This is a genomic window from Proteus sp. G2626, assembly GCF_009915985.1.
GTDB lineage: Bacteria > Pseudomonadota > Gammaproteobacteria > Enterobacterales > Enterobacteriaceae > Proteus > Proteus vulgaris.
In genome coordinates, this window is sequence record NZ_JAABNH010000007.1 from 276,187 (window position 1) to 294,343 (window position 18,157).

18 protein-coding genes are annotated in these 18,157 nt (G+C 39.8%); 6 read left to right on the forward strand and 12 right to left on the reverse strand.

The genetic code is table 11. The features are described 5' to 3' along the window. Positions 1 to 23 precede the first annotated feature (23 nt). Genes fixX through fixA form a run of 4 tightly spaced genes read right to left on the reverse strand, consistent with a single transcriptional unit; the run spans position 24 to position 3,380 of the window. Entirely contained in the window at positions 24 to 311 is a 288-nt protein-coding gene (gene fixX / locus GWJ05_RS03705; RefSeq protein ID WP_161681063.1) for a ferredoxin-like protein FixX, read from the reverse strand. Then, positions 308 to 1,600: an FAD-dependent oxidoreductase FixC gene (gene fixC, locus GWJ05_RS03710; RefSeq protein WP_036934381.1), complete on the reverse strand. Its 1,293-nt coding sequence runs from the start codon at positions 1,598 to 1,600 to the stop codon at positions 308 to 310. The genes fixX and fixC overlap by 4 nt, the downstream gene beginning before the upstream one ends. A 56-nt stretch (positions 1,601 to 1,656) precedes the next feature. Continuing rightward, complete coding sequence (locus tag GWJ05_RS03715; protein ID WP_036934383.1) at positions 1,657 to 2,595, reverse strand: FAD-binding protein; 939 nt, start codon at positions 2,593 to 2,595, stop codon at positions 1,657 to 1,659. An 11-nt stretch (positions 2,596 to 2,606) separates the two neighbouring features. After that, positions 2,607 to 3,380 carry a putative electron transfer flavoprotein FixA gene (gene fixA / locus GWJ05_RS03720; protein ID WP_087803365.1) on the reverse strand — a complete coding sequence of 258 codons (774 nt, stop codon included), beginning with the start codon at positions 3,378 to 3,380 and terminating at the stop codon, positions 2,607 to 2,609. 600 nt (positions 3,381 to 3,980) lie between these two features. Between fixA and caiT the strand changes: the two genes are divergently transcribed. From caiT to caiE, 6 genes are all read left to right on the forward strand, one after another. Further along, positions 3,981 to 5,495 (forward strand): L-carnitine/gamma-butyrobetaine antiporter, encoded by a 1,515-nt coding sequence (gene caiT / locus GWJ05_RS03725; RefSeq protein ID WP_036934388.1) that lies wholly within the window; start codon positions 3,981 to 3,983, stop codon positions 5,493 to 5,495. A gap of 41 nt (positions 5,496 to 5,536) precedes the next feature. Further along, positions 5,537 to 6,679, forward strand: coding sequence for a crotonobetainyl-CoA dehydrogenase (gene caiA / locus GWJ05_RS03730; RefSeq protein ID WP_023582983.1), 1,143 nt, complete (start codon positions 5,537 to 5,539; stop codon positions 6,677 to 6,679). 67 nt (positions 6,680 to 6,746) lie between these two features. Beyond that, a complete protein-coding gene (gene caiB, locus GWJ05_RS03735) occupies positions 6,747 to 7,967 on the forward strand; it encodes an L-carnitine CoA-transferase (protein ID WP_036934391.1) in 1,221 nt (406 codons plus the stop codon). A 74-nt stretch (positions 7,968 to 8,041) separates the two neighbouring features. Beyond that, positions 8,042 to 9,598 carry a crotonobetaine/carnitine-CoA ligase gene (caiC, locus tag GWJ05_RS03740; protein ID WP_036934392.1) on the forward strand — a complete coding sequence of 519 codons (1,557 nt, stop codon included), beginning with the start codon at positions 8,042 to 8,044 and terminating at the stop codon, positions 9,596 to 9,598. A gap of 76 nt (positions 9,599 to 9,674) precedes the next feature. Beyond that, on the forward strand, positions 9,675 to 10,460 hold the full coding sequence (caiD, locus tag GWJ05_RS03745; protein ID WP_036934395.1) for a crotonobetainyl-CoA hydratase: 786 nt from the start codon (positions 9,675 to 9,677) through the stop codon (positions 10,458 to 10,460). A 39-nt stretch (positions 10,461 to 10,499) separates the two neighbouring features. After that, positions 10,500 to 11,093, forward strand: a complete 594-nt coding sequence (gene caiE / locus GWJ05_RS03750; RefSeq protein WP_036934396.1) for a carnitine operon protein CaiE — start codon at positions 10,500 to 10,502, stop codon at positions 11,091 to 11,093. A 64-nt stretch (positions 11,094 to 11,157) separates the two neighbouring features. Here caiE and caiF read toward each other — a convergent pair whose 3' ends face one another. From caiF to GWJ05_RS03785, 8 genes are all read right to left on the reverse strand, one after another. Next, the gene (caiF, locus tag GWJ05_RS03755) at positions 11,158 to 11,550 is read right to left on the reverse strand and encodes a carnitine metabolism transcriptional regulator CaiF (RefSeq protein ID WP_036934398.1); all 393 of its coding nucleotides are present in this window, start codon (positions 11,548 to 11,550) and stop codon (positions 11,158 to 11,160) included. Positions 11,551 to 12,097: 547 nt separating this feature from the next. Further along, positions 12,098 to 12,760, reverse strand: coding sequence for a fructose-6-phosphate aldolase (gene fsa / locus GWJ05_RS03760; protein ID WP_036934402.1), 663 nt, complete (start codon positions 12,758 to 12,760; stop codon positions 12,098 to 12,100). Between the two features lie 291 nt (positions 12,761 to 13,051). Beyond that, complete coding sequence (locus GWJ05_RS03765; RefSeq protein ID WP_161681065.1) at positions 13,052 to 13,663, reverse strand: lytic polysaccharide monooxygenase; 612 nt, start codon at positions 13,661 to 13,663, stop codon at positions 13,052 to 13,054. 344 nt (positions 13,664 to 14,007) lie between these two features. Then, positions 14,008 to 16,860 (reverse strand): RHS repeat-associated core domain-containing protein, encoded by a 2,853-nt coding sequence (locus GWJ05_RS03770; RefSeq protein ID WP_161681067.1) that lies wholly within the window; start codon positions 16,858 to 16,860, stop codon positions 14,008 to 14,010. Between the two features lie 4 nt (positions 16,861 to 16,864). Further along, positions 16,865 to 17,197, reverse strand: a complete 333-nt coding sequence (lysC, locus tag GWJ05_RS18400; protein ID WP_158482372.1) for an Rz1-like lysis system protein LysC — start codon at positions 17,195 to 17,197, stop codon at positions 16,865 to 16,867. Continuing rightward, a complete protein-coding gene (locus GWJ05_RS03775; protein WP_087803359.1) occupies positions 17,088 to 17,444 on the reverse strand; it encodes a DUF2570 domain-containing protein in 357 nt (118 codons plus the stop codon). Before GWJ05_RS03775 ends, lysC begins: the two co-directional genes overlap by 110 nt. After that, a complete protein-coding gene (locus GWJ05_RS03780) occupies positions 17,441 to 17,830 on the reverse strand; it encodes a M15 family metallopeptidase (protein ID WP_161681069.1) in 390 nt (129 codons plus the stop codon). Before GWJ05_RS03780 ends, GWJ05_RS03775 begins: the two co-directional genes overlap by 4 nt. After that, entirely contained in the window at positions 17,827 to 18,144 is a 318-nt protein-coding gene (locus tag GWJ05_RS03785) for a phage holin family protein (protein ID WP_036934409.1), read from the reverse strand. Before GWJ05_RS03785 ends, GWJ05_RS03780 begins: the two co-directional genes overlap by 4 nt. Between the last annotated feature and the right edge of the window lie 13 nt (positions 18,145 to 18,157).

Genomic DNA, 18,157 nt, shown 5'->3' on the forward strand with positions numbered 1-18,157 from the left:
ACTGGGAGAAAAGTCGTGATACATCATCCGTAACGATATTCCACGCCAAACGTTCCGCGTGGGTATTCCCATTTTTCAAGCGCACTATCTAAACCAAGAATTCGACACGTTCCACACTCTAAGCATCCTGCATAATCAAAACTAATGGTGCCATCTTCTTGTTTTTTATATAGACCTGCAGGACATGCTTTAACTAAGGTTTCCAATACCTGCATATCAGGCTGTTCTTTAACGACGATATGTGGATTTTCTTCATCGACATTAAATTTATTGATGCCTAGTTTGACATCGACATTTACGAGAGAACTCATATTGCTTTTACTCCTTTGATCCCATCTTTGATCAGATTCATCCAACCGACTTTTTTGGTATGACGCATCATGGTTTTACGCATTGGTACGGGTACTTCACCCGTAACGGTAAAGAGATCTTTCGCGATACCAACGACCATTTCAGGATAAGCAGTGAACATACGAGGATTATCAAGTAGATCAGGCATACGCTGATACGCTTTCATATCGCGTAACGGGCCATCTTCTAAATGTGTGAGATATTCATTTAGCGTTTGTTTGCTAAAATCGTTTTTCTCCATAGCAGAGAGCACGGTTTTTGCCGCAGCTTCGCCAGATGCCATCGCTAAATCCATCCCGCGGATAGTAAAGCCAAGGTTCATACACATCCCTGCAGCATCACCGGCAATTAATACACCATCGCGTACTAATTCATTTTGCATTCTTAAGCCCGCTTCTGGGACGACATGTGCACCGTATTCCATCATTTTTCCGCCTTCAATTAGCGGAGCAACAACGGGATGCTGTTTAAAATCTTCCAACATTTGTGGTACGGATTTTTTCGCATCTTTAATATGATGAAGGCCACAAACAAGACCTAAAGACAGTGTGGTTTTATTGGTATATAAAAAACCACCGCCCATTAATCCATCGGTAGGCGAGCCGGCAAATAACCAAGCCGTACCTTCGTTATCTTTTAGGTTAAAGCGATCGTTAATCACACTTTCAGGCAGTTCAATGATCTCTTTTACGCCCACCGCCACATTTTCAGCAGCAACACGTTTTGTCATCCCTAACTGTTCAGCAAGAATAGAATTCACGCCATCAGCTAAAATAACAGCTTTGGCTTCTAACACATCACCATCAGCTTCCACACCAACAATCTTGCCATCACGCTCGACGAGCTTATCAACACGAATACCGGTAATGCATTGCGCCCCCGCATTTTCGGCTTGTTCCATTAGCCATTGATCAAACTCACCACGTAATACAGACCAAGAGGCCGTTTTGGGATTATTCCCTTCAGCATTTTGGTAATCAATTGTCATTGCGCCGGTTTCAGTCATAAACGACAATTTTTCGTGAGTGATAACGCGTTCAACTGGTGCTTCTTGCGCAAACTCAGGAATGATGCGCTCAAGAGTATGTGCGTACATACGACCACCGGTTACATTTTTCCCGCCAGCGTAGTTACCTCTTTCTATTAGCAATACTTGTGCGCCTTCCCTTGCCAAAACAAGTGCAGCCACAGAGCCTGCTAATCCTGCGCCAACAATAATGGCATCGAAAATATCTTCGGAATCGGACATAACATCTCCAGAATTTGCGATAAAAGCAGAGAAGTCGCCTTCTCTGCTTAAATAAATCAGTTAGATAATTGACGAGTTAATGCAGGTAAAATCTTCATTAAATCACCGACAATGCCGTAGTCAGAGAATTGGAAGATAGGGGCATTTTTGTCTTTATTAATAGCAACAATAGTTTGTGCGCCATTTGCGCCGACCATATGTTGAATCTGTCCTGAAATACCAGCCGCTAAATAGAGTTCAGGTTTCAGCATCAGATTAGAAATACCAACATAACGCTCGTGCTCCATCCATTTCTCATTTTCAGCAACAGGACGAGAACAGGCAATCTCAGCACCAATAACTTTCGCTAATTCTTCTGCAATAGCGATATTTTCTTTGCTACCAATACCGCGACCTACACTGACAACAAAGCGCGCTTTATCTAAATCAACGGCGTTGATTGCGCGCGGTTGAACTGCATTACGAACAATGGTTTGAGCTGGCGCTATCCATGCCACTTTTTGTGCATTACCCGTAGCGTCATTTTCTGGTGCAACATCAAAAGCCCCCACGCTTGCTGTCACCACGCAATAAGGGGTTTTCAGGGTTTCATCACCAAAGGCAAGACCACCGTAAACCATGTGTTTTGTGACTAATGCATCACCGTCTACTGTTAAAGATTGTGCGTCATTAGAAACAACCGCCTCTAAACGATGACCTAAGCGTGCTGCGAGTAATTTGCCACGACGTGTATTCGGTAATAGTACTAAACCTGCATCACTTTTTTGTTTGATGGTTTCAACCATGCTTTGTGCATAGTCTTCAATAATGCGATCGTCTGGTTTGCCTTCTAATTGAAAAACAGCTGTTGCACCTAATTTAAAGGCAACCACACTTTGTTCATCATTCAATGTAAATACATTAATAGATTGACCTAATGAAGAAGCACCACCTATTAATTCTGGTAAACGGGAAAGTGCATCACTAAATACCCAAACAGTTGAAAATTGGCTCATAACTCCCCCTATTACTTAAGAATTTTGCGTAAATGTTCTGCCAACTCAGCAATCTGATCGTCACCATCACCTTCAATAATGATGCGTTGACGGACTTTCTGTTTTGGTGCCGCGACTTTTTGCTCTGAACGCGCAGTAATAACATCCAGACTAAGATCAGTAACACTCCATTGTTGAACTGGTTTTTTGGCAGCGCCAAGAATGGCTTTCATCGAAGGAATTTGAGGTGTGTTAATGTCAGTAGACACCGCAATGACAGCAGGTAATGGAATTGTCAGTGTTTCAATTTCATTTTCTAATTCACGTTCAACCGTGATGGAATCATTAGAAAGAGAAACAATTTTGTTAATACCATTTATTGCTGGGATATTTAAAATTTCGCCCACCAGCAAGCTAACTTGTTGTGAGCTGAGATCTGCAGAACCATCACCACAAAGAATTAAGTCATAACCTTTTTTAGTGGCTGCTACTGCTAGTGCAACCGCCGTTTGATAGGGTAAAGAGGCTTCAAATTGGTCATCAACCACAACGACTAAATCATCAGCACCGCGAGAAAGAACGTCTTTACGCGCTTTCGCATTTGTCAGTGCTTTACCACCCACACTCATTGCCGTGATTTGAATGCCATCAAGTTGCGTCTTAAGCTGATTAGCGGCTTCAATTGCGTTTAAATCATATTGGCTGATTTTGGTATTAGCACGAGAAAAATCCAACGAACCATCTGCGCTATTGATCGTTATATCCTGCTCATCGGGAACACTCTTGTAACATGTAATAATATTCATTACATCTCCTGAAATTAATAAATAATGTCATTTACTCTGGCAATGTAATATAGAATTAACATAATTAAGCGGTTAAAAAATTAAACCTAGGTCACCAATATTGAACATTATTAAATAAAGAAGAGATAGCGTTCAATATTGCCAAATACATCACCAATATTGAAATTAGTTTTAATTTAAGTGTTCAACTTTCAATATTGCTACTTCGATCAACAATATTGAAGATAATAAATATAATGGTATTTAACATTCAATATTGCCACTCAGATCAACAATATTGAAAGATGGAATATAACAAGCCGATTACATACGACCAAATACCAATAACTATCAGTTAGTTACAATGAAAACAAAACGTTATAAAACGTAACATAAAAACGACAAAAAGAATAGTGTGAAGTGAATAACAGAATAGATTTCTTATAATATCCATCATTCTTTATCATTAATGGATTTGTAGATTAGCCAATGACTTTATTTTTCTATTATGATGAATCACCAATAGACAAAATATTCACAAATAAACTTAATTGCTTTATTAGTTATTAGGAATTAACACTACTTAAACTTCTGCGCTAAATATATTTGGAAAATTTAACCATGAGCAAAGATAATAAAAAGGTAGGAATAGAACCGAAGGTTTTTTTTCCGCCATTGATCATTGTTGGTATTTTATGTTGGTTAACGGTACGCGATCTTGATGCTTCAAATGAAGTGATTAATGCCGTCTTCAGCTATGTTACCAATGTCTGGGGTTGGGCCTTCGAATGGTACATGGTTATCATGTTCGGAGGTTGGTTCTGGCTAGTCTTCGGCCGTTATGCCAAGAAACGTCTTGGGGAAGACAAACCTGAGTTTAGTACCGCAAGCTGGATCTTTATGATGTTTGCGTCTTGTACATCCGCAGCTGTCCTTTTCTGGGGGTCGATTGAAATATACTACTACATTTCAAGCCCACCTTTTGGAATGGAAGGTTATTCAACACAAGCAAAAGAGATTGGCCTTGCTTACAGCTTGTTTCACTGGGGGCCTTTACCTTGGGCAACTTATAGTTTCCTTTCTGTTGCATTTGCCTACTTCTTCTTTGTACGCAAAATGGAGGTCATTCGACCAAGTAGCACCTTAACTCCATTAGTTGGTGAAAAACACGTTAATGGCTTATTCGGTACCATTGTTGATAATTTCTATTTAGTTGCCTTAATTTTAGCCATGGGGACTAGCCTTGGTTTAGCCACACCACTTGTGACTGAGTGTATTCAATACCTATTTGGTATTCCACATACCCTGCAATTAGACGCCATTATTATCTCTTGCTGGATTTTGCTTAATGCTATTTGTGTGGCATTCGGTCTGCAAAAAGGGGTAAAAATCGCCAGTGATGTGCGTACTTATCTGAGTTTTTTAATGCTGGGTTGGGTATTTATCGTCGGTGGTGCAAGCTTTATCGTCAATTACTTTACTGATTCTGTGGGCACATTATTGATGTATATGCCACGTATGTTGTTCTATACAGACCCAATCGGTAAAGGTGGATTCCCTCAAGGTTGGACGGTCTTCTATTGGGCATGGTGGGTTATCTACGCCATTCAAATGAGCATATTCTTAGCCCGTATCTCTAAAGGCCGTACTGTGCGTGAACTGTGTTTAGGAATGGTTTCAGGCTTAACCGCAGGGACTTGGCTAATTTGGACAATTCTTGGCGGTAATACTCTACAACTGATTGATCAAAATATTCTCAATATTCCACAACTAATTGAACAATATGGTGTTCCACGCGCCATTATCGAAACATGGGCAGCATTACCGCTTAGTACAGCGACAATGTGGGGCTTCTTTATCCTCTGCTTTATTGCCACTGTCACCTTAATTAATGCCTGCTCTTACACACTCGCCATGTCCACTTGTCGCTCTATGAAAGAAGGCGCAGAGCCACCTTTATTAGTGCGTATCGGCTGGTCTGTATTAGTTGGTGTTATCGGCATCATCCTATTAGCACTTGGGGGTTTAAAACCGATTCAAACCGCCATTATCGCCGGAGGATGCCCACTATTTTTCGTCAATATCATGGTCACCTTGTCCTTTATTAAAGATGCCAAAGTACATTGGAAAGACTGATCCGCTATACGCAAAGAATGACATATTAAGAGGTTATTAACATGGATTTTAGATTGAATGATGAGCAGGAACTGTTTGTTGACGGTGTCCGCGAATTAATGGCCAGTGAAAACTGGGAAGCTTATTTCGCACAATGTGATCGCGAAAGCAAATACCCAGAACGTTTTGTCAAAGCCTTAGCGGATATGGAAATTGACAATCTGCTTATCCCTGAAGAGCACGGCGGCTTAAATGCAGGTTTTGTTACTGTTGCTGCCATTTGGATGGAATTAGGTCGTTTAGGTGCGCCAACTTACGTGCTTTATCAATTACCAGGTGGCTTTAACACCGTCTTACGTGAAGGGACTCAAGAGCAAATTGATAAAATCATGGCGTTCCGTGGTACAGGTAAACAAATGTGGAATTCTGCTATCACTGAGCCCGGGGCAGGCTCCGACGTTGGTAGCTTACAAACTACTTATACCCGTAAAGATGGCAAAGTTTACCTTAACGGTAGCAAATGCTTTATCACCAGTAGTGCCTATACCCCTTATGTTGTTGTAATGAGCCGTGACTCAGCGTCTCCAGATAAACCTATCTTTACCGAATGGTTTGTGGATATGAGCAAACCCGGTATCAAAGTCAACAAGTTAGAAAAGCTGGGTTTACGCATGGATAGCTGCTGTGAAATCACTTTCGACAACGTTGAACTTGAAGAAAAAGACATGTTTGGTCGTGAAGGCAACGGCTTTAATCGAGTGAAAGAAGAGTTCGATCACGAACGTTTCTTAGTGGCTCTTACTAACTACGGTACTGCGATGTGTGCATTTGAAGATGCTGCTCGTTATGCCAACCAACGTGTGCAATTTGGCGAAGCTATCGGCCGTTTCCAACTTATTCAAGAAAAATTCGCTCATATGGCGATCAAACTCAATTCAATGCGCAACATGTTATATGAAACTGCATGGAAGAGTGACAACAACTTAATCACTTCTGGTGATGCAGCTATGTGTAAATACTTCTGTGCGAATGCAGCATTTGAAGTGGTTGATAGTGCCATGCAAGTGCTTGGTGGTGTTGGTATTGCTGGCGAGCACCGTATTTCTCGTTTCTGGCGTGATCTTCGTGTTGACCGTGTCTCTGGTGGCTCTGACGAAATGCAGATCCTGACACTTGGACGTTCAGTACTTAAACAGTACCGCTAATTAATCACGAAACCTCTCTCATCATTAGGTAAGAGAGGTTTCACTCAACCACTTACGAGGTGACGCTATGACAGAACATTTACCAATGCCACAATTCGGCCCACTTTCAGGGGTTCGTGTTGTGTTTTCAGGAATTGAAATTGCAGGGCCATTTTCAGGACAAATGTTTGCAGAATGGGGTGCTGAAGTGATTTGGATTGAAAACGTTGCATGGGCTGACACCATCCGCGTTCAACCTCACTACCCTCAACTTTCTCGCCGTAATCTTCATGCACTATCGTTAAATATCTTTAAAGACGAAGGTCGTGATGCGTTTTTAAAATTAATGGAAACAACCGATATCTTTATCGAAGCCAGTAAAGGCCCAGCTTTTGCACGCCGTGGTATTACTGATGAAGTATTGTGGGAGCATAATCCTAAATTGGTTATTGCGCATTTATCGGGGTTTGGTCAATACGGTGATCCGCAATATACCAACCTACCCGCTTATAACACCATCGCTCAGGCCTTTAGTGGTTACCTTATTCAAAACGGTGACAAAGATCAGCCAATGCCAGCCTTCCCTTATACCGCAGATTATTTCTCAGGAATGACAGCAACCACTTCCGCGTTAGCTGCACTGTATAAAGTCCAACAAACAGGCAAAGGTGAAAGTATTGATATTGCTATGTATGAAGTGATGTTGCGCATGGGGCAATACTTCATGATGGATTATTTCAATGGGGGCGAAATTTGTCCTCGAATGACCAAAGGAAAAGATCCGTACTACGCAGGCTGTGGGCTTTACCGTTGCCAAGATGGTTATATCGTGATGGAAGTTGTCGGTATCACGCAAATTGAAGAAATTTTCAAAGATATCGGCCTGGCTCATCTGCTTGGTACACCTGAAGTGCCGGAAGGTACTCAACTTATTCACCGTATTAATTGCCCTCATGGCCAATTATTTGAAGACAAGTTAGATGAATGGTTAGCCAAACAGCCTATCACTGAGGTCCTTAAACGCCTTTCAGAACTCAATATTGCCAGTGCCAAAGTACTCACCATTCCAGAGCTTGAAGATAATCCGCAATATATCGCGCGTGAATCGATCACCGAATGGCAAACCATGAATGGCGAAACCTGCAAAGGACCAAATGTGATGCCGAAATTTAAAAATAATCCGGGAAAAATCTGGCGTGGAATGCCGTCTCACGGCATGGACACTGACGCGATATTGAAAAATATCGGATATAGCGATGAACAAATCAGGGGGCTAGTCGATAAGGGGCTGGCTAAAATCGAAAAGTAATACTGTTGAATTCAGATAGCGCAAAGGTAGAAAGCGCGTCTGAACTCACGGCAAAAGAACGGGATAACAGTTTAATGGATGTGATTGGCAAACAAAACTTACGTCAAATGTGGGATGATTTGGCAGAGGTTTATAGTACAAAAACAGCGCTAATTTTTGGATCCGCACAAGGACAAGAGAGACAATTTAGCTACAGTGAATTAAATGAAGAGATAAACAGAACCGCAAATCTTTTCCATGCTGGTGGCATAAAAAAAGGCGACCATGTTGCCTTGCATCTTGATAACTGCCCTGAATTTTTCTTTTGCTGGTTTGGGCTGGCAAAAATAGGCGCTGTCATGGTGCCTATTAATGCGCGATTTATGCATGAAGAGAGCGCATGGATAATCAACCACTGCCAAGCCCACTACGTGGTCACATGCGATAATTTCTACCCTATTTATCAACCTATGCTACAGGATGAACAAAACCCTTTAACGCAGTTGTTTTTAATAACAGAAAACAATCTCCCTGTTGAAAAAGGGGTTATCGACTTTTTAAAAGAGAAAGCCAAGCACCCTATTACGCTTAATCATTACACCCCATTAAGTGTGGATGATACGGCTGAAATTCTTTTTACCTCAGGCACAACCTCTCAACCTAAAGGCGTTGTTATCACACACTATAACTTACGCTTTGCCGGTTATTATTCATCATGGCAAAACGCCTTACGGGAAGATGACGTTTATCTTACTGTAATGCCTGCTTTTCATATTGATTGCCAATGCACGGCTTCCCTCGCGGCATTTTCAGTGGGTGCTACCTTTGTATTGTTAGAAAAATACAGTGCTAGAGCCTTTTGGAAACAGATAATTAAATACCAAGCAACGGTAACAGAATGTATTCCAATGATGATGAGAACTTTAATGGCCCAACCCATTTCATCAGAAGAAAAGCAACACAAATTACGCGAAGTGATGTTCTACCTTAATCTCTCAGATGAAGAAAAAGACGCCTTTATTGAACGCTTTAAGGTTCGATTACTCACCTCTTATGGCATGACAGAAACCATTGTTGGTTTAATTGGTGACAGGCCTGGCGATAAACGCCGTTGGCCATCAATTGGCAGACCGGGTTTTTGCTATCAAGCCCAAATTAGAGACAAACAAAATAACGAAGTCCCTGATGGGGTGGTAGGTGAGATTTGCGTAAAAGGTGAACCAGGAAAAACCTTATTCAAAGAGTATTACAATCGACCTGATGCAACAGCCAAAGCGCTAGAGCCAGAAGGTTGGTTACATACGGGTGATTATGGTTATCGTGATGACGAAGGCTTTTTCTATTTTGTTGATCGCAGTTGCAATATGATCAAACGCGGGGGTGAAAACGTCTCTTGCGTTGAGATTGAAAACATCATTTCTTCACACCCTAAAATTCAAGATGTGGCTGTAATAGGTGTCCCTGACAACATTCGTGATGAAGCGATCAAGGCCTTTGTGGTGCTGGTCGAGAATGAAACCTTGAGTGAAGAAGAGTTTTTCCATTTCTGTGAGCAAAATATGGCGAAATTTAAAGTTCCCAGTGCTCTTGAATTTAGAGAGGGTTTACCACGTAACTGCTCCGGAAAAGTGATTAAAAAGCATTTGAAATAAAGCATAGGTAGATTCAATCACAACTTAATAACCTCAATCATAAATGCTTATTTTTGATGATGAAAAGGAATACAACATGAGCCAATCATTACACCTAACAACGCGTGGTTCAGTACTTGAAATTGTATTAGATAGACCAAAAGCCAATGCTATTGATGCGAAAACCAGCCATGAAATGGGAGAAGTTTTCCTACGTTTTCGTGATGATCCCAACTTACGTGTCGCGATTATTACAGGTGCAGGTGAACGCTTTTTCTCGGCAGGATGGGATTTAAAAGCAGCAGCTGAAGGTGAAGCTCCTGATGCTGATTTCGGCGCAGGCGGTTTTGCGGGGTTAACCGAGCTTTTCACTCTAGATAAACCCGTCATTGCAGCGGTTAACGGCTATGCTTTTGGTGGTGGATTTGAATTAGCACTCGCTGCCGACATGATGGTGTGCTCAGACAACGCTTCTTTTGCGTTACCTGAAGCACAATTAGGTATTGTGCCAGATAGTGGAGGTGTTCTACGTTTACCTAAACGTCTCCCCCCTGCTATCGTCAATGAAATGCTGATGACAGGCCGTCGCATGAATGCAGACGAAGCATTACGTTGGGGTATTGCAAACCGTGTTGTTAGCGTTGCTGAATTAATGGATAGCGCTCGTGAACTCGCAGATCAAATCGCCAATAGCGCCCCACTGGCTGTTGCAGCATTAAAAGAGATTTATCGTGCCACTAGCGAACTTTCTATTGAAGAAGGCTACAAATTAATGCGCAGTGGTGTATTAAAACATTATCCAAGTGTTCTCCATTCAGAAGATGCCACAGAAGGACCACTTGCCTTTGCTGAGAAACGTGTACCTGAATGGAAAGGACGGTAATTATCTAGTGTTTCGATAATACAACAAAGAGGAAAACGGATGAGTATCTACGCGTTTGAAGGTCTTGTTCCTGTAGTACATCCAACCGCCTATATTCACCCATCTGCGGTATTAATTGGTGATGTCATTATTGGCGCGGGTGTTTATATTGGCCCATTAGCCTCATTAAGAGGGGATTATGGACGCTTAATTGTTGAAGCAGGTGCTAACCTTCAAGATGGTTGTGTCATGCATGGTTATACAGATATGGATACCATAGTAAGAGAAAATGGACACATCGGACACGGAGCGATCCTTCATAGTTGTATTATCGGGCGTGACAGCTTAGTCGGCATGAATAGCGTGATTATGGATGGAGCCGTGATTGGTGAAGAAAGCATTGTAGCGGCAATGAGCTTTGTAAAAGCGGGTTTTCAAGGACAACCTCGCCAAATGTTAATTGGCAGTCCTGCCAAACATTTGCGCGATATTACTGATCAAGAGATGGAATGGAAGCGCATGAACACGCGTGAATATCAAGATCTCACAGTACGTTGCCACCAAAGCTTAGTCGAAACAATGCCACTAGCCGCGCCTGAACCTAATCGTCCACGTTTACGAGGCACTACAGACGTTAAACCTAAAGGTCAGTAATAAACAGCGACAGGCATCATTGCGCCTGTCGTATTGTATTTATTGTAAGATCATAAATGATCAGTTAGCGTCGTTGTGATTTTGACAGCATCCATTGCCATTTCTGCTCATGGTTGAGCCCATGAGGGATCATCGTCGCTAATTTTTCAGGTGAGCTTTGACTACTTTTTCCTTGAGCATGACCTTTTAAACGTGAATAGAGTTGAGGATCAATATGACTCACTTTGATCATTCGTTGGCACTGACATCCTCTGCCTTCAAGTTGATTAGGAACACTTTTCGTTTCACACTCAATTTCTTTCACATCAGAAAGGATGTAAGAAACGATATTAATCGCATTACATTGAGGGATATCGAATTTTTTCGCGATCTCTTTTGCGCTTACCCAACGCTCTTGTTCTTGAACCCAATCAGCAATTGACAGATAGAGTGGCTTATTCATGTATTCTTCACACATATTTACTCCAGTATTACAAATAAAATTTTATTTATTGCTAAATAAAAATAATAACTGTATATGTTAATTATCATTGCACCACGGAGTATCCGTTTTCCCTGTTAATTTGGTAATTTAACTACCCCATCAATATAATATTAATTTATTTTTAACAACCAAACTCGTTAATTAACACGCCTGTCACAATTTATTATTTTGTTATTAAAACAAAAGTAATAACTATTAAACTGAGTAAAAATAAAAATTAATTAAATTAAAAAAACAAACATAACACATTGATAAATAAAGCATTTGAAACAACAAAATAAAAAACAATAGATTATATTAATAATCCATTTCTAGACTAACATTATAATAATAGATTTGAATTTAGATTGCTAGAAAGGTGGCTTATTATTAGATATAAATCAATATTCGTTTATTTAATGCAATAATAACCCAGTGATTAAAACATTAGTAAAAGTGAAGATTAGTATTTTATATACTAAAAGCGATAAACTAAGTGCTATATAACTCTATAGCACCTAGTCTCATATTATTAAATTGATTATAAAAAACGACGCTCAAATGCAGTTTGCCAATCATCCGAAAATCTATTTACCGCATCATCCACAACTGGTGAGCGAATAATAGAGTAAGCAAGCTCAATCGGTAATGTCACCGAAGAAGCCCCCGCTAATAAACAATCAACAACTTGTCTTGGTGTTTTAAAACTCGCTGCTAAGATTTTAGTCGGTAAATTATGCATAGTAATTAAGGTTTGTAATTCTTTGACAACCCTTACCCCATCAGAGCCTTGTCTATCCATTCGGTGAACATAAGGCGCAATATAATCTGCCCCTGCTAAAGCCGCCATTAACCCTTGTGAGACACTGTAAATCGCGGTACCTAATACCAGCATATTTTTTTGCTTTAATTGTTTAATGGCGACAAGCCCCGCTTCAGTAACTGGGATTTTAATCACGGTATTATCCGCGATATTGCCAATACGTAATGCTTCTTCAACCATGGTATCGACATCACTGGCAATGACCTGTGCAAATACTCGGCCTTTGCCTCCCATTGCAGCTTTTAATTCAGGTAACAGCGTTTCAATATCTTGTGCTGATTTAGCAATAATAGACGGATTGGTGGTGACACCTGCAATAGGAAGAACTTGAGAGAGTTTTCTGACTTCTTCGATATCCGCTGTATCTAAATAGATTTCCATAATCGCGCCTCAATAATGTTGGTTTTTAAGCTAAATAATTATAGGTATAACGTAAAAAGTAGCATTGTGCGCGATGGATTTCTAGTGGTTCCAATAAAAATAGCGCCCGAGTAGAGGCGCTATTAATTAAATAACAATAATAAATGATTATAGTTTCTAGTTAATAAAAAACATTAACTCTGATCCAAATTTAGAATTCGGATTTATGATCTATTTATAATTTAAAATAAATAAGATTGAGTACAATACCATTATTGATATTAAATAATTTCTTCTATTACGTTAAATTTATTATTTTTTAAATTCAGCATCGATAACTTGATAAAAAGCATTACCTGTATCCGCAATATCCCAAACGCCTAAAATAATCTGATAACCTGAGCGCTCTGGTATATTACAATTTATCTCTACGGTTTCTGTTGGTATTTTGCCATTATCATCTTGTTGGCAGAATGGTGTTAAATCAAAATCAGCACGGGTCAATGGTTTATTTACATCCCACCCTGGTTTCGTAATAAAAAACCGCCATGATTCAGTGCTATGTTTAGCCGTTAATGTCCATTTAAACATATTTTCTCCACTCTTCATTTCCACTTTATGCCAACGATCCGCACTTTGTGCATTTAAAGCAGAAAAAGCTTCTTTCCCACCACTAGCAATTTGACCATCAGCAGGCCCATCTTTAGGAAATCCTTTAACCCCCTCAATTGATTGAGGTTCATACTGTATTGGACCACAATCTTTATTTAAATTTTTCCCTTTTGCTGAACAAAGAAAAGCTCTGCTAGGAGGAGTATCAATGTATCCATGTTTTAACGTCACATCAGCTGACGCTGTTGAAATAAAACCCGCTGATGATAGTAATAATGTTGCAGTGAATACCATAAGTTTATTTTTCTTCATAATAAAGCCTCATAATTATTAATAAGTGTTTTTAAATATAATGATTGCATCAATCACAATATATACTAGTCAAAAAAAGATAATTAAATATTCATTTATTTATATTTGTGAGCGACATCGATATTTAATTTAATATTAAAATGAGACTAACACTGTTATTTAATATTTATTAAATGACTATCAATAACAAAAATAATAAATTAAATTATTTTTATTACTTTTTTATATTTTATTAAAAGAAATAAAATCATCAATATAAAATAAAAACAACCCAAATAAGACAGAAATGCTGTCTCCCTGGGTTGCCTGTTTTGGGTGTACTCTAACAATACATAATTTGTGTATTAATGAGTCTTAGTGATGCAGCTCAATCTTCGAAAAAAACGATTCCCTCTGGTTAAACCATCTGAATGAGTTAATGAAGCCAAGCTATTACTAGTTTTATTTATTTCTCCATCACTCATCCCATATGTAGTAATTTCGCTATTATAGGGAACATGTTTCAGTCTTATGTAGGTAATATATTGTTCCTTTCCTCTGTGATTATCACCACTGAAAGATGTAAAATTTATGATTTCGTATTGTCCATTTTTTGGTAACAGTACTTCACGTTGTGGCATGCTCACTGATGTAAATGGCCTGAACTGTAAACGTGTTCCCATAGCAGAATAAATATCATAAATAATGACCTGTTTGTGCATCTGATAAAACTGTTGCGTCTTGAGAGCACTGACACTACTCGTCGTGGATAAGTAAGCAGGGTCACCTAACCTATCTCCAATTTTCAATACTCCCGAAGCTAGTTTACTGCTAATTCCAGAGTCAGGCACTGCACGAAGAAAATCCCCTTCTATTTTTGGCATCTTTTTTAAAGCTTTTTCAAGATTATTTATTTTTTTTGTTATCTTTCTCGACAAATCGTTGGCATGCGATCCATTCTCTCGCAAATAGGCATTTATTTTATTACTGTCCCCTGCGGTATAACCTTTTATAGCCTCCACGTATTTTCCAGCCATTTTTTTCGCTAAAGCACTGCCTTCGGCCAATTCATTATCTAAATTTATCATAACATCCTGATAATAAGAATCATTCAGCTGTTTAGGTGTCATTTTTTGTAATACTTCATCTTTTCTTCCTTCAGGCGTAAAGCTAGGATTTCTTCCATCTGGGTCTGTTATTGTAACTGGGTTATTACGCACCATTCGGTATAAATTTAGCCCATCAATCGTACCGGCTGGGTCGGCACTTAACCAGCGACCAATCCACGGTTGATAATAACGATAACCGTAGTAATACATCCCCGTAGAATCTTTTTCTTTACCTGAATAACGAATGGTTTTGTAATCAGCCTCTACTGCATTTTCGCTAGACCAAATCGCAGTGCCACCATAAGGGTAATACTCTTCATAGCTAACTAATTGCCCTTTACCATCGGTTTCTAATCCACTGTTGCCAATACCGTCATCATAGCTATAACGCAGTGAGTTATTTTCAATTCCTTTCGATGTGCCAATTTCCCAACACAATGCTCTGACTTTTGCACTCGTGCCTGCTTGAATTTGTACAACGGCATATTTCTCTGTCACAGAACTTGTGCTCACATCCCATTGTTCAATATTCGGTAAATAGTGCGTAGTAACTTTTTCTAAATCACCGCCAGCAGTTTTACGCCCGCGTATTTTCGTCACACGTTGGCTCGCACTGTTATATTGATAAGTTTCACCCTCAGACAAATGCCCACTTTCCATTATCTCTTTTGTGGCTTTCAGATGATTACGGCTATCCCAAATAATGGCATCACCATTAAGAAGCTGGGTTAAATTACCGCTCTCATCAAAATAGCTATCGACTTGCTTCGGATCAGAACATTGTGATTTAAGTAATGCCCGATTAGTTTTATTAGATATGGTTATATCTTGGGTAAAGCTTTGTTGCGCAATAGCGGAGTTATGACGGATTTGCGTTAAATTACCGCCTCTGTCATAAGCGTATAAACGCGTGTAATTGGTATAACTTTGTGCATCTTTGACCAACGTGGTAATGGTTTGAGATTGGATTGATGCAGGTGTTTTTTGATTGGCAGATTCACGGCCTGTTGCACTCACTAATTGATACAGAGAGTCATAGATATAACGATTTTCAGGCACGATTTTCTGATTACGCCAGTAGCGAGTCGCTTCAGCATCATTTTTCAGACAGATAATATTGCCGACGGGATCGTACTCATAACGCAGATCTTGCATGATCTTCGCACCTAATGCATGACCTTGAGGACGCTGTGTTTTGACATTCAGTAAACGTTGCGTTTCAGGCTCATATTCATAAGTGGTGACTAAGCCATTACCCTGCTCTTCACGTAATTTTTGCCCCGTAGCAGAATAGGTTAAAGCGCGTAAAATCACTTGTTCTGATTGTCCTTTTAAGGTCAACCAAGATTGCTTAACAAAGCCTGCAATATCATAGGCAATACGGCGTTTATTCCCCTTTGCATCGGTTTCTTCTAATACAACCCCTGTCGCATCATAAGTATATTGAGTGGTAAATTTTTCAGCTTGTTGAATATCATTTACTTCACGACTTGAATTCCAATCAATAACACTACCCATATGCAATTGTTGTGTTTCTGCAATAACATGCCCCAAGAGAGAATAATTGCTATACGTTTTTTTACCTGCCGTATCAAAGTGTTCAATACATTTTCCCACTTGATTGGTATCGATTAACTCACTCGCGTTTCCTTGTCCCCATTTAAATTTCTGAATAACCTTCGTGTCTGAATTCCCTAATTTTCCTTCTTTGACTTGCTCTAAATATCGCTCAACGCTGGGCTCAGAATATTCATACGTTGTCACCGTACCTTTTGCATTAATCTGTTGTGAAATGGTACCCTCAATATCATTAAGACTAAAGCTTGTACCATTATCAATCCCTTGAGATACAGCAATCGCGCCACCTAAACTCACTGTTTGTTGAATATTCGGTTGTATTGCTGAATTTGATTGTTGTGTTTCATACAATCTTGCATCAATACTGCGTTCTAAATAACCGCGAGCATGATAATGGTGACGCGTAATACGTTCATCCGTTTGGTTAACCGTATCAGGATGACGGCAATAGCTAATTTCTCGAATAGCCGATCCTCGATTATCATGAACCACCACCGTTGGCGTTCTTGTATGTAATTGTTGATTTGACATATTTCTATAATTCCTTAATTTGCTTTCTTTTATGATCTAACTCATGAGTACCAAGCTGATTTTTTGTTGCCAATATTTCTACTACCGCTTTTTTATCGGTATTACATTTTTCTAATACCAACATTAAACGTGCCACATAATCAGGATAATCCCCCCATACTTGCACATTAAAAAACGGTGCTGAACAGGGCTGTAATAAGTGTGTTGGTACAAATTTTTCGGGTGCTTTAACGACGGTTAAGGGTGTTTTGCTGCAACTGGATAACAGCGTCAGGCACAGACTCATTAGCACAAGGCGTTTGAGCCAGAAGTAGCCGTAATTCTTGGCGTATTGCATGATTTTCTTCCTCTAAATAGTGTTGCTCCTTTTGTTGATGAGTGAGCGTTTCAGAGATTTTTTCCGCTTGCTCGTGCCATTGCATTAATTGTGATTGCAATGTACTTTGTTGATATTCAAGCTGACTATTTTGTTCTGAAAGTCGATTAATTTGGTTGTGCTGATAGCGGATCACCAGAAGCGTGGTCAGAATGACTAACAACACGCCTCCTTTTAATCCCCAGCGTAGAAGCCAGGTTAGACTCATGAATATACCTCTCTAGACAGCTCATAATGAGGGCCATCACGAAACGATACCCAATCACCGCCCCAATTCATTGAAACACCCAATTGATGTGCCGCTTGTTTCATCGCTTTTGATACAGATTCAAACGCAGACCAATCATGCCAAGGGATCGAGCCATTCACTAACGGTACAATATCTACAGCATGACCCGTTAAATGACGGCTATTGAGTGTTTTGCTTTTGCCTTCTTTCATTAGCACTTTTTGGCGCGCGAATGAGCGTAGCCCTTCGATAACCACAAAATCATATTCACTCAATGTCAGTGCATGATGAACCACTTGCACTAAATCTTGATGCACACCTTTTAAGTTGTTTTGACTACGTTGACTTAATGTATACGTACTCATTTAGGCTCCTTAAGGCTATTCATGCCAAAAATACGATTCCATAGCCAAATCAATGTGGTACTTCCCATTGAGCCAAAAAGCCCTGCAATCATGTAAGACATATAGCGACTTGCACCACTTTCAAAACTCAATAATCCCCCTAATAATCCTGTGAATACTGAAATCACAATTTGGCTACCAATGCCACACCAAGACCACCTAATTTGTTTTTGCCTAATTTCCATTAAATACCTCACGATACCTCCCCAGGCTGAAAATCCACCGATAATCATCCAAGCCAGCGCATCGCTTTCAGATGGGATTGCTACCAGCATAATAAAATTCCTA

Bases quoted from the DNA above. Each gene is read 5' to 3' on its own strand.
- caiB (WP_036934391.1), top strand. From the start codon at position 6,747: ATGACAGAACATTTACCAATGCCACAATTCGGCCCACTTTCAGGGGTT.
- GWJ05_RS03765 (WP_161681065.1), bottom strand. From the start codon at position 13,663: ATGAAGAAAAATAAACTTATGGTATTCACTGCAACATTATTACTATCA.
- GWJ05_RS03775 (WP_087803359.1), bottom strand. From the start codon at position 17,444: ATGAGTCTAACCTGGCTTCTACGCTGGGGATTAAAAGGAGGCGTGTTG.
- caiE (WP_036934396.1), top strand. From the start codon at position 10,500: ATGAGTATCTACGCGTTTGAAGGTCTTGTTCCTGTAGTACATCCAACC.
- GWJ05_RS03715 (WP_036934383.1), bottom strand. From the start codon at position 2,595: ATGAGCCAATTTTCAACTGTTTGGGTATTTAGTGATGCACTTTCCCGT.
- GWJ05_RS03770 (WP_161681067.1), bottom strand. From the start codon at position 16,860: ATGTCAAATCAACAATTACATACAAGAACGCCAACGGTGGTGGTTCAT.
- fixA (WP_087803365.1), bottom strand. From the start codon at position 3,380: ATGAATATTATTACATGTTACAAGAGTGTTCCCGATGAGCAGGATATA.
- caiC (WP_036934392.1), top strand. From the start codon at position 8,042: ATGGATGTGATTGGCAAACAAAACTTACGTCAAATGTGGGATGATTTG.
- fsa (WP_036934402.1), bottom strand. From the start codon at position 12,760: ATGGAAATCTATTTAGATACAGCGGATATCGAAGAAGTCAGAAAACTC.
- lysC (WP_158482372.1), bottom strand. From the start codon at position 17,197: ATGCAATACGCCAAGAATTACGGCTACTTCTGGCTCAAACGCCTTGTG.
- caiA (WP_023582983.1), top strand. From the start codon at position 5,537: ATGGATTTTAGATTGAATGATGAGCAGGAACTGTTTGTTGACGGTGTC.
- GWJ05_RS03785 (WP_036934409.1), bottom strand. From the start codon at position 18,144: ATGCTGGTAGCAATCCCATCTGAAAGCGATGCGCTGGCTTGGATGATT.
- caiF (WP_036934398.1), bottom strand. From the start codon at position 11,550: ATGTGTGAAGAATACATGAATAAGCCACTCTATCTGTCAATTGCTGAT.
- fixX (WP_161681063.1), bottom strand. From the start codon at position 311: ATGAGTTCTCTCGTAAATGTCGATGTCAAACTAGGCATCAATAAATTT.
- GWJ05_RS03780 (WP_161681069.1), bottom strand. From the start codon at position 17,830: ATGAGTACGTATACATTAAGTCAACGTAGTCAAAACAACTTAAAAGGT.
- caiD (WP_036934395.1), top strand. From the start codon at position 9,675: ATGAGCCAATCATTACACCTAACAACGCGTGGTTCAGTACTTGAAATT.
- caiT (WP_036934388.1), top strand. From the start codon at position 3,981: ATGAGCAAAGATAATAAAAAGGTAGGAATAGAACCGAAGGTTTTTTTT.
- fixC (WP_036934381.1), bottom strand. From the start codon at position 1,600: ATGTCCGATTCCGAAGATATTTTCGATGCCATTATTGTTGGCGCAGGA.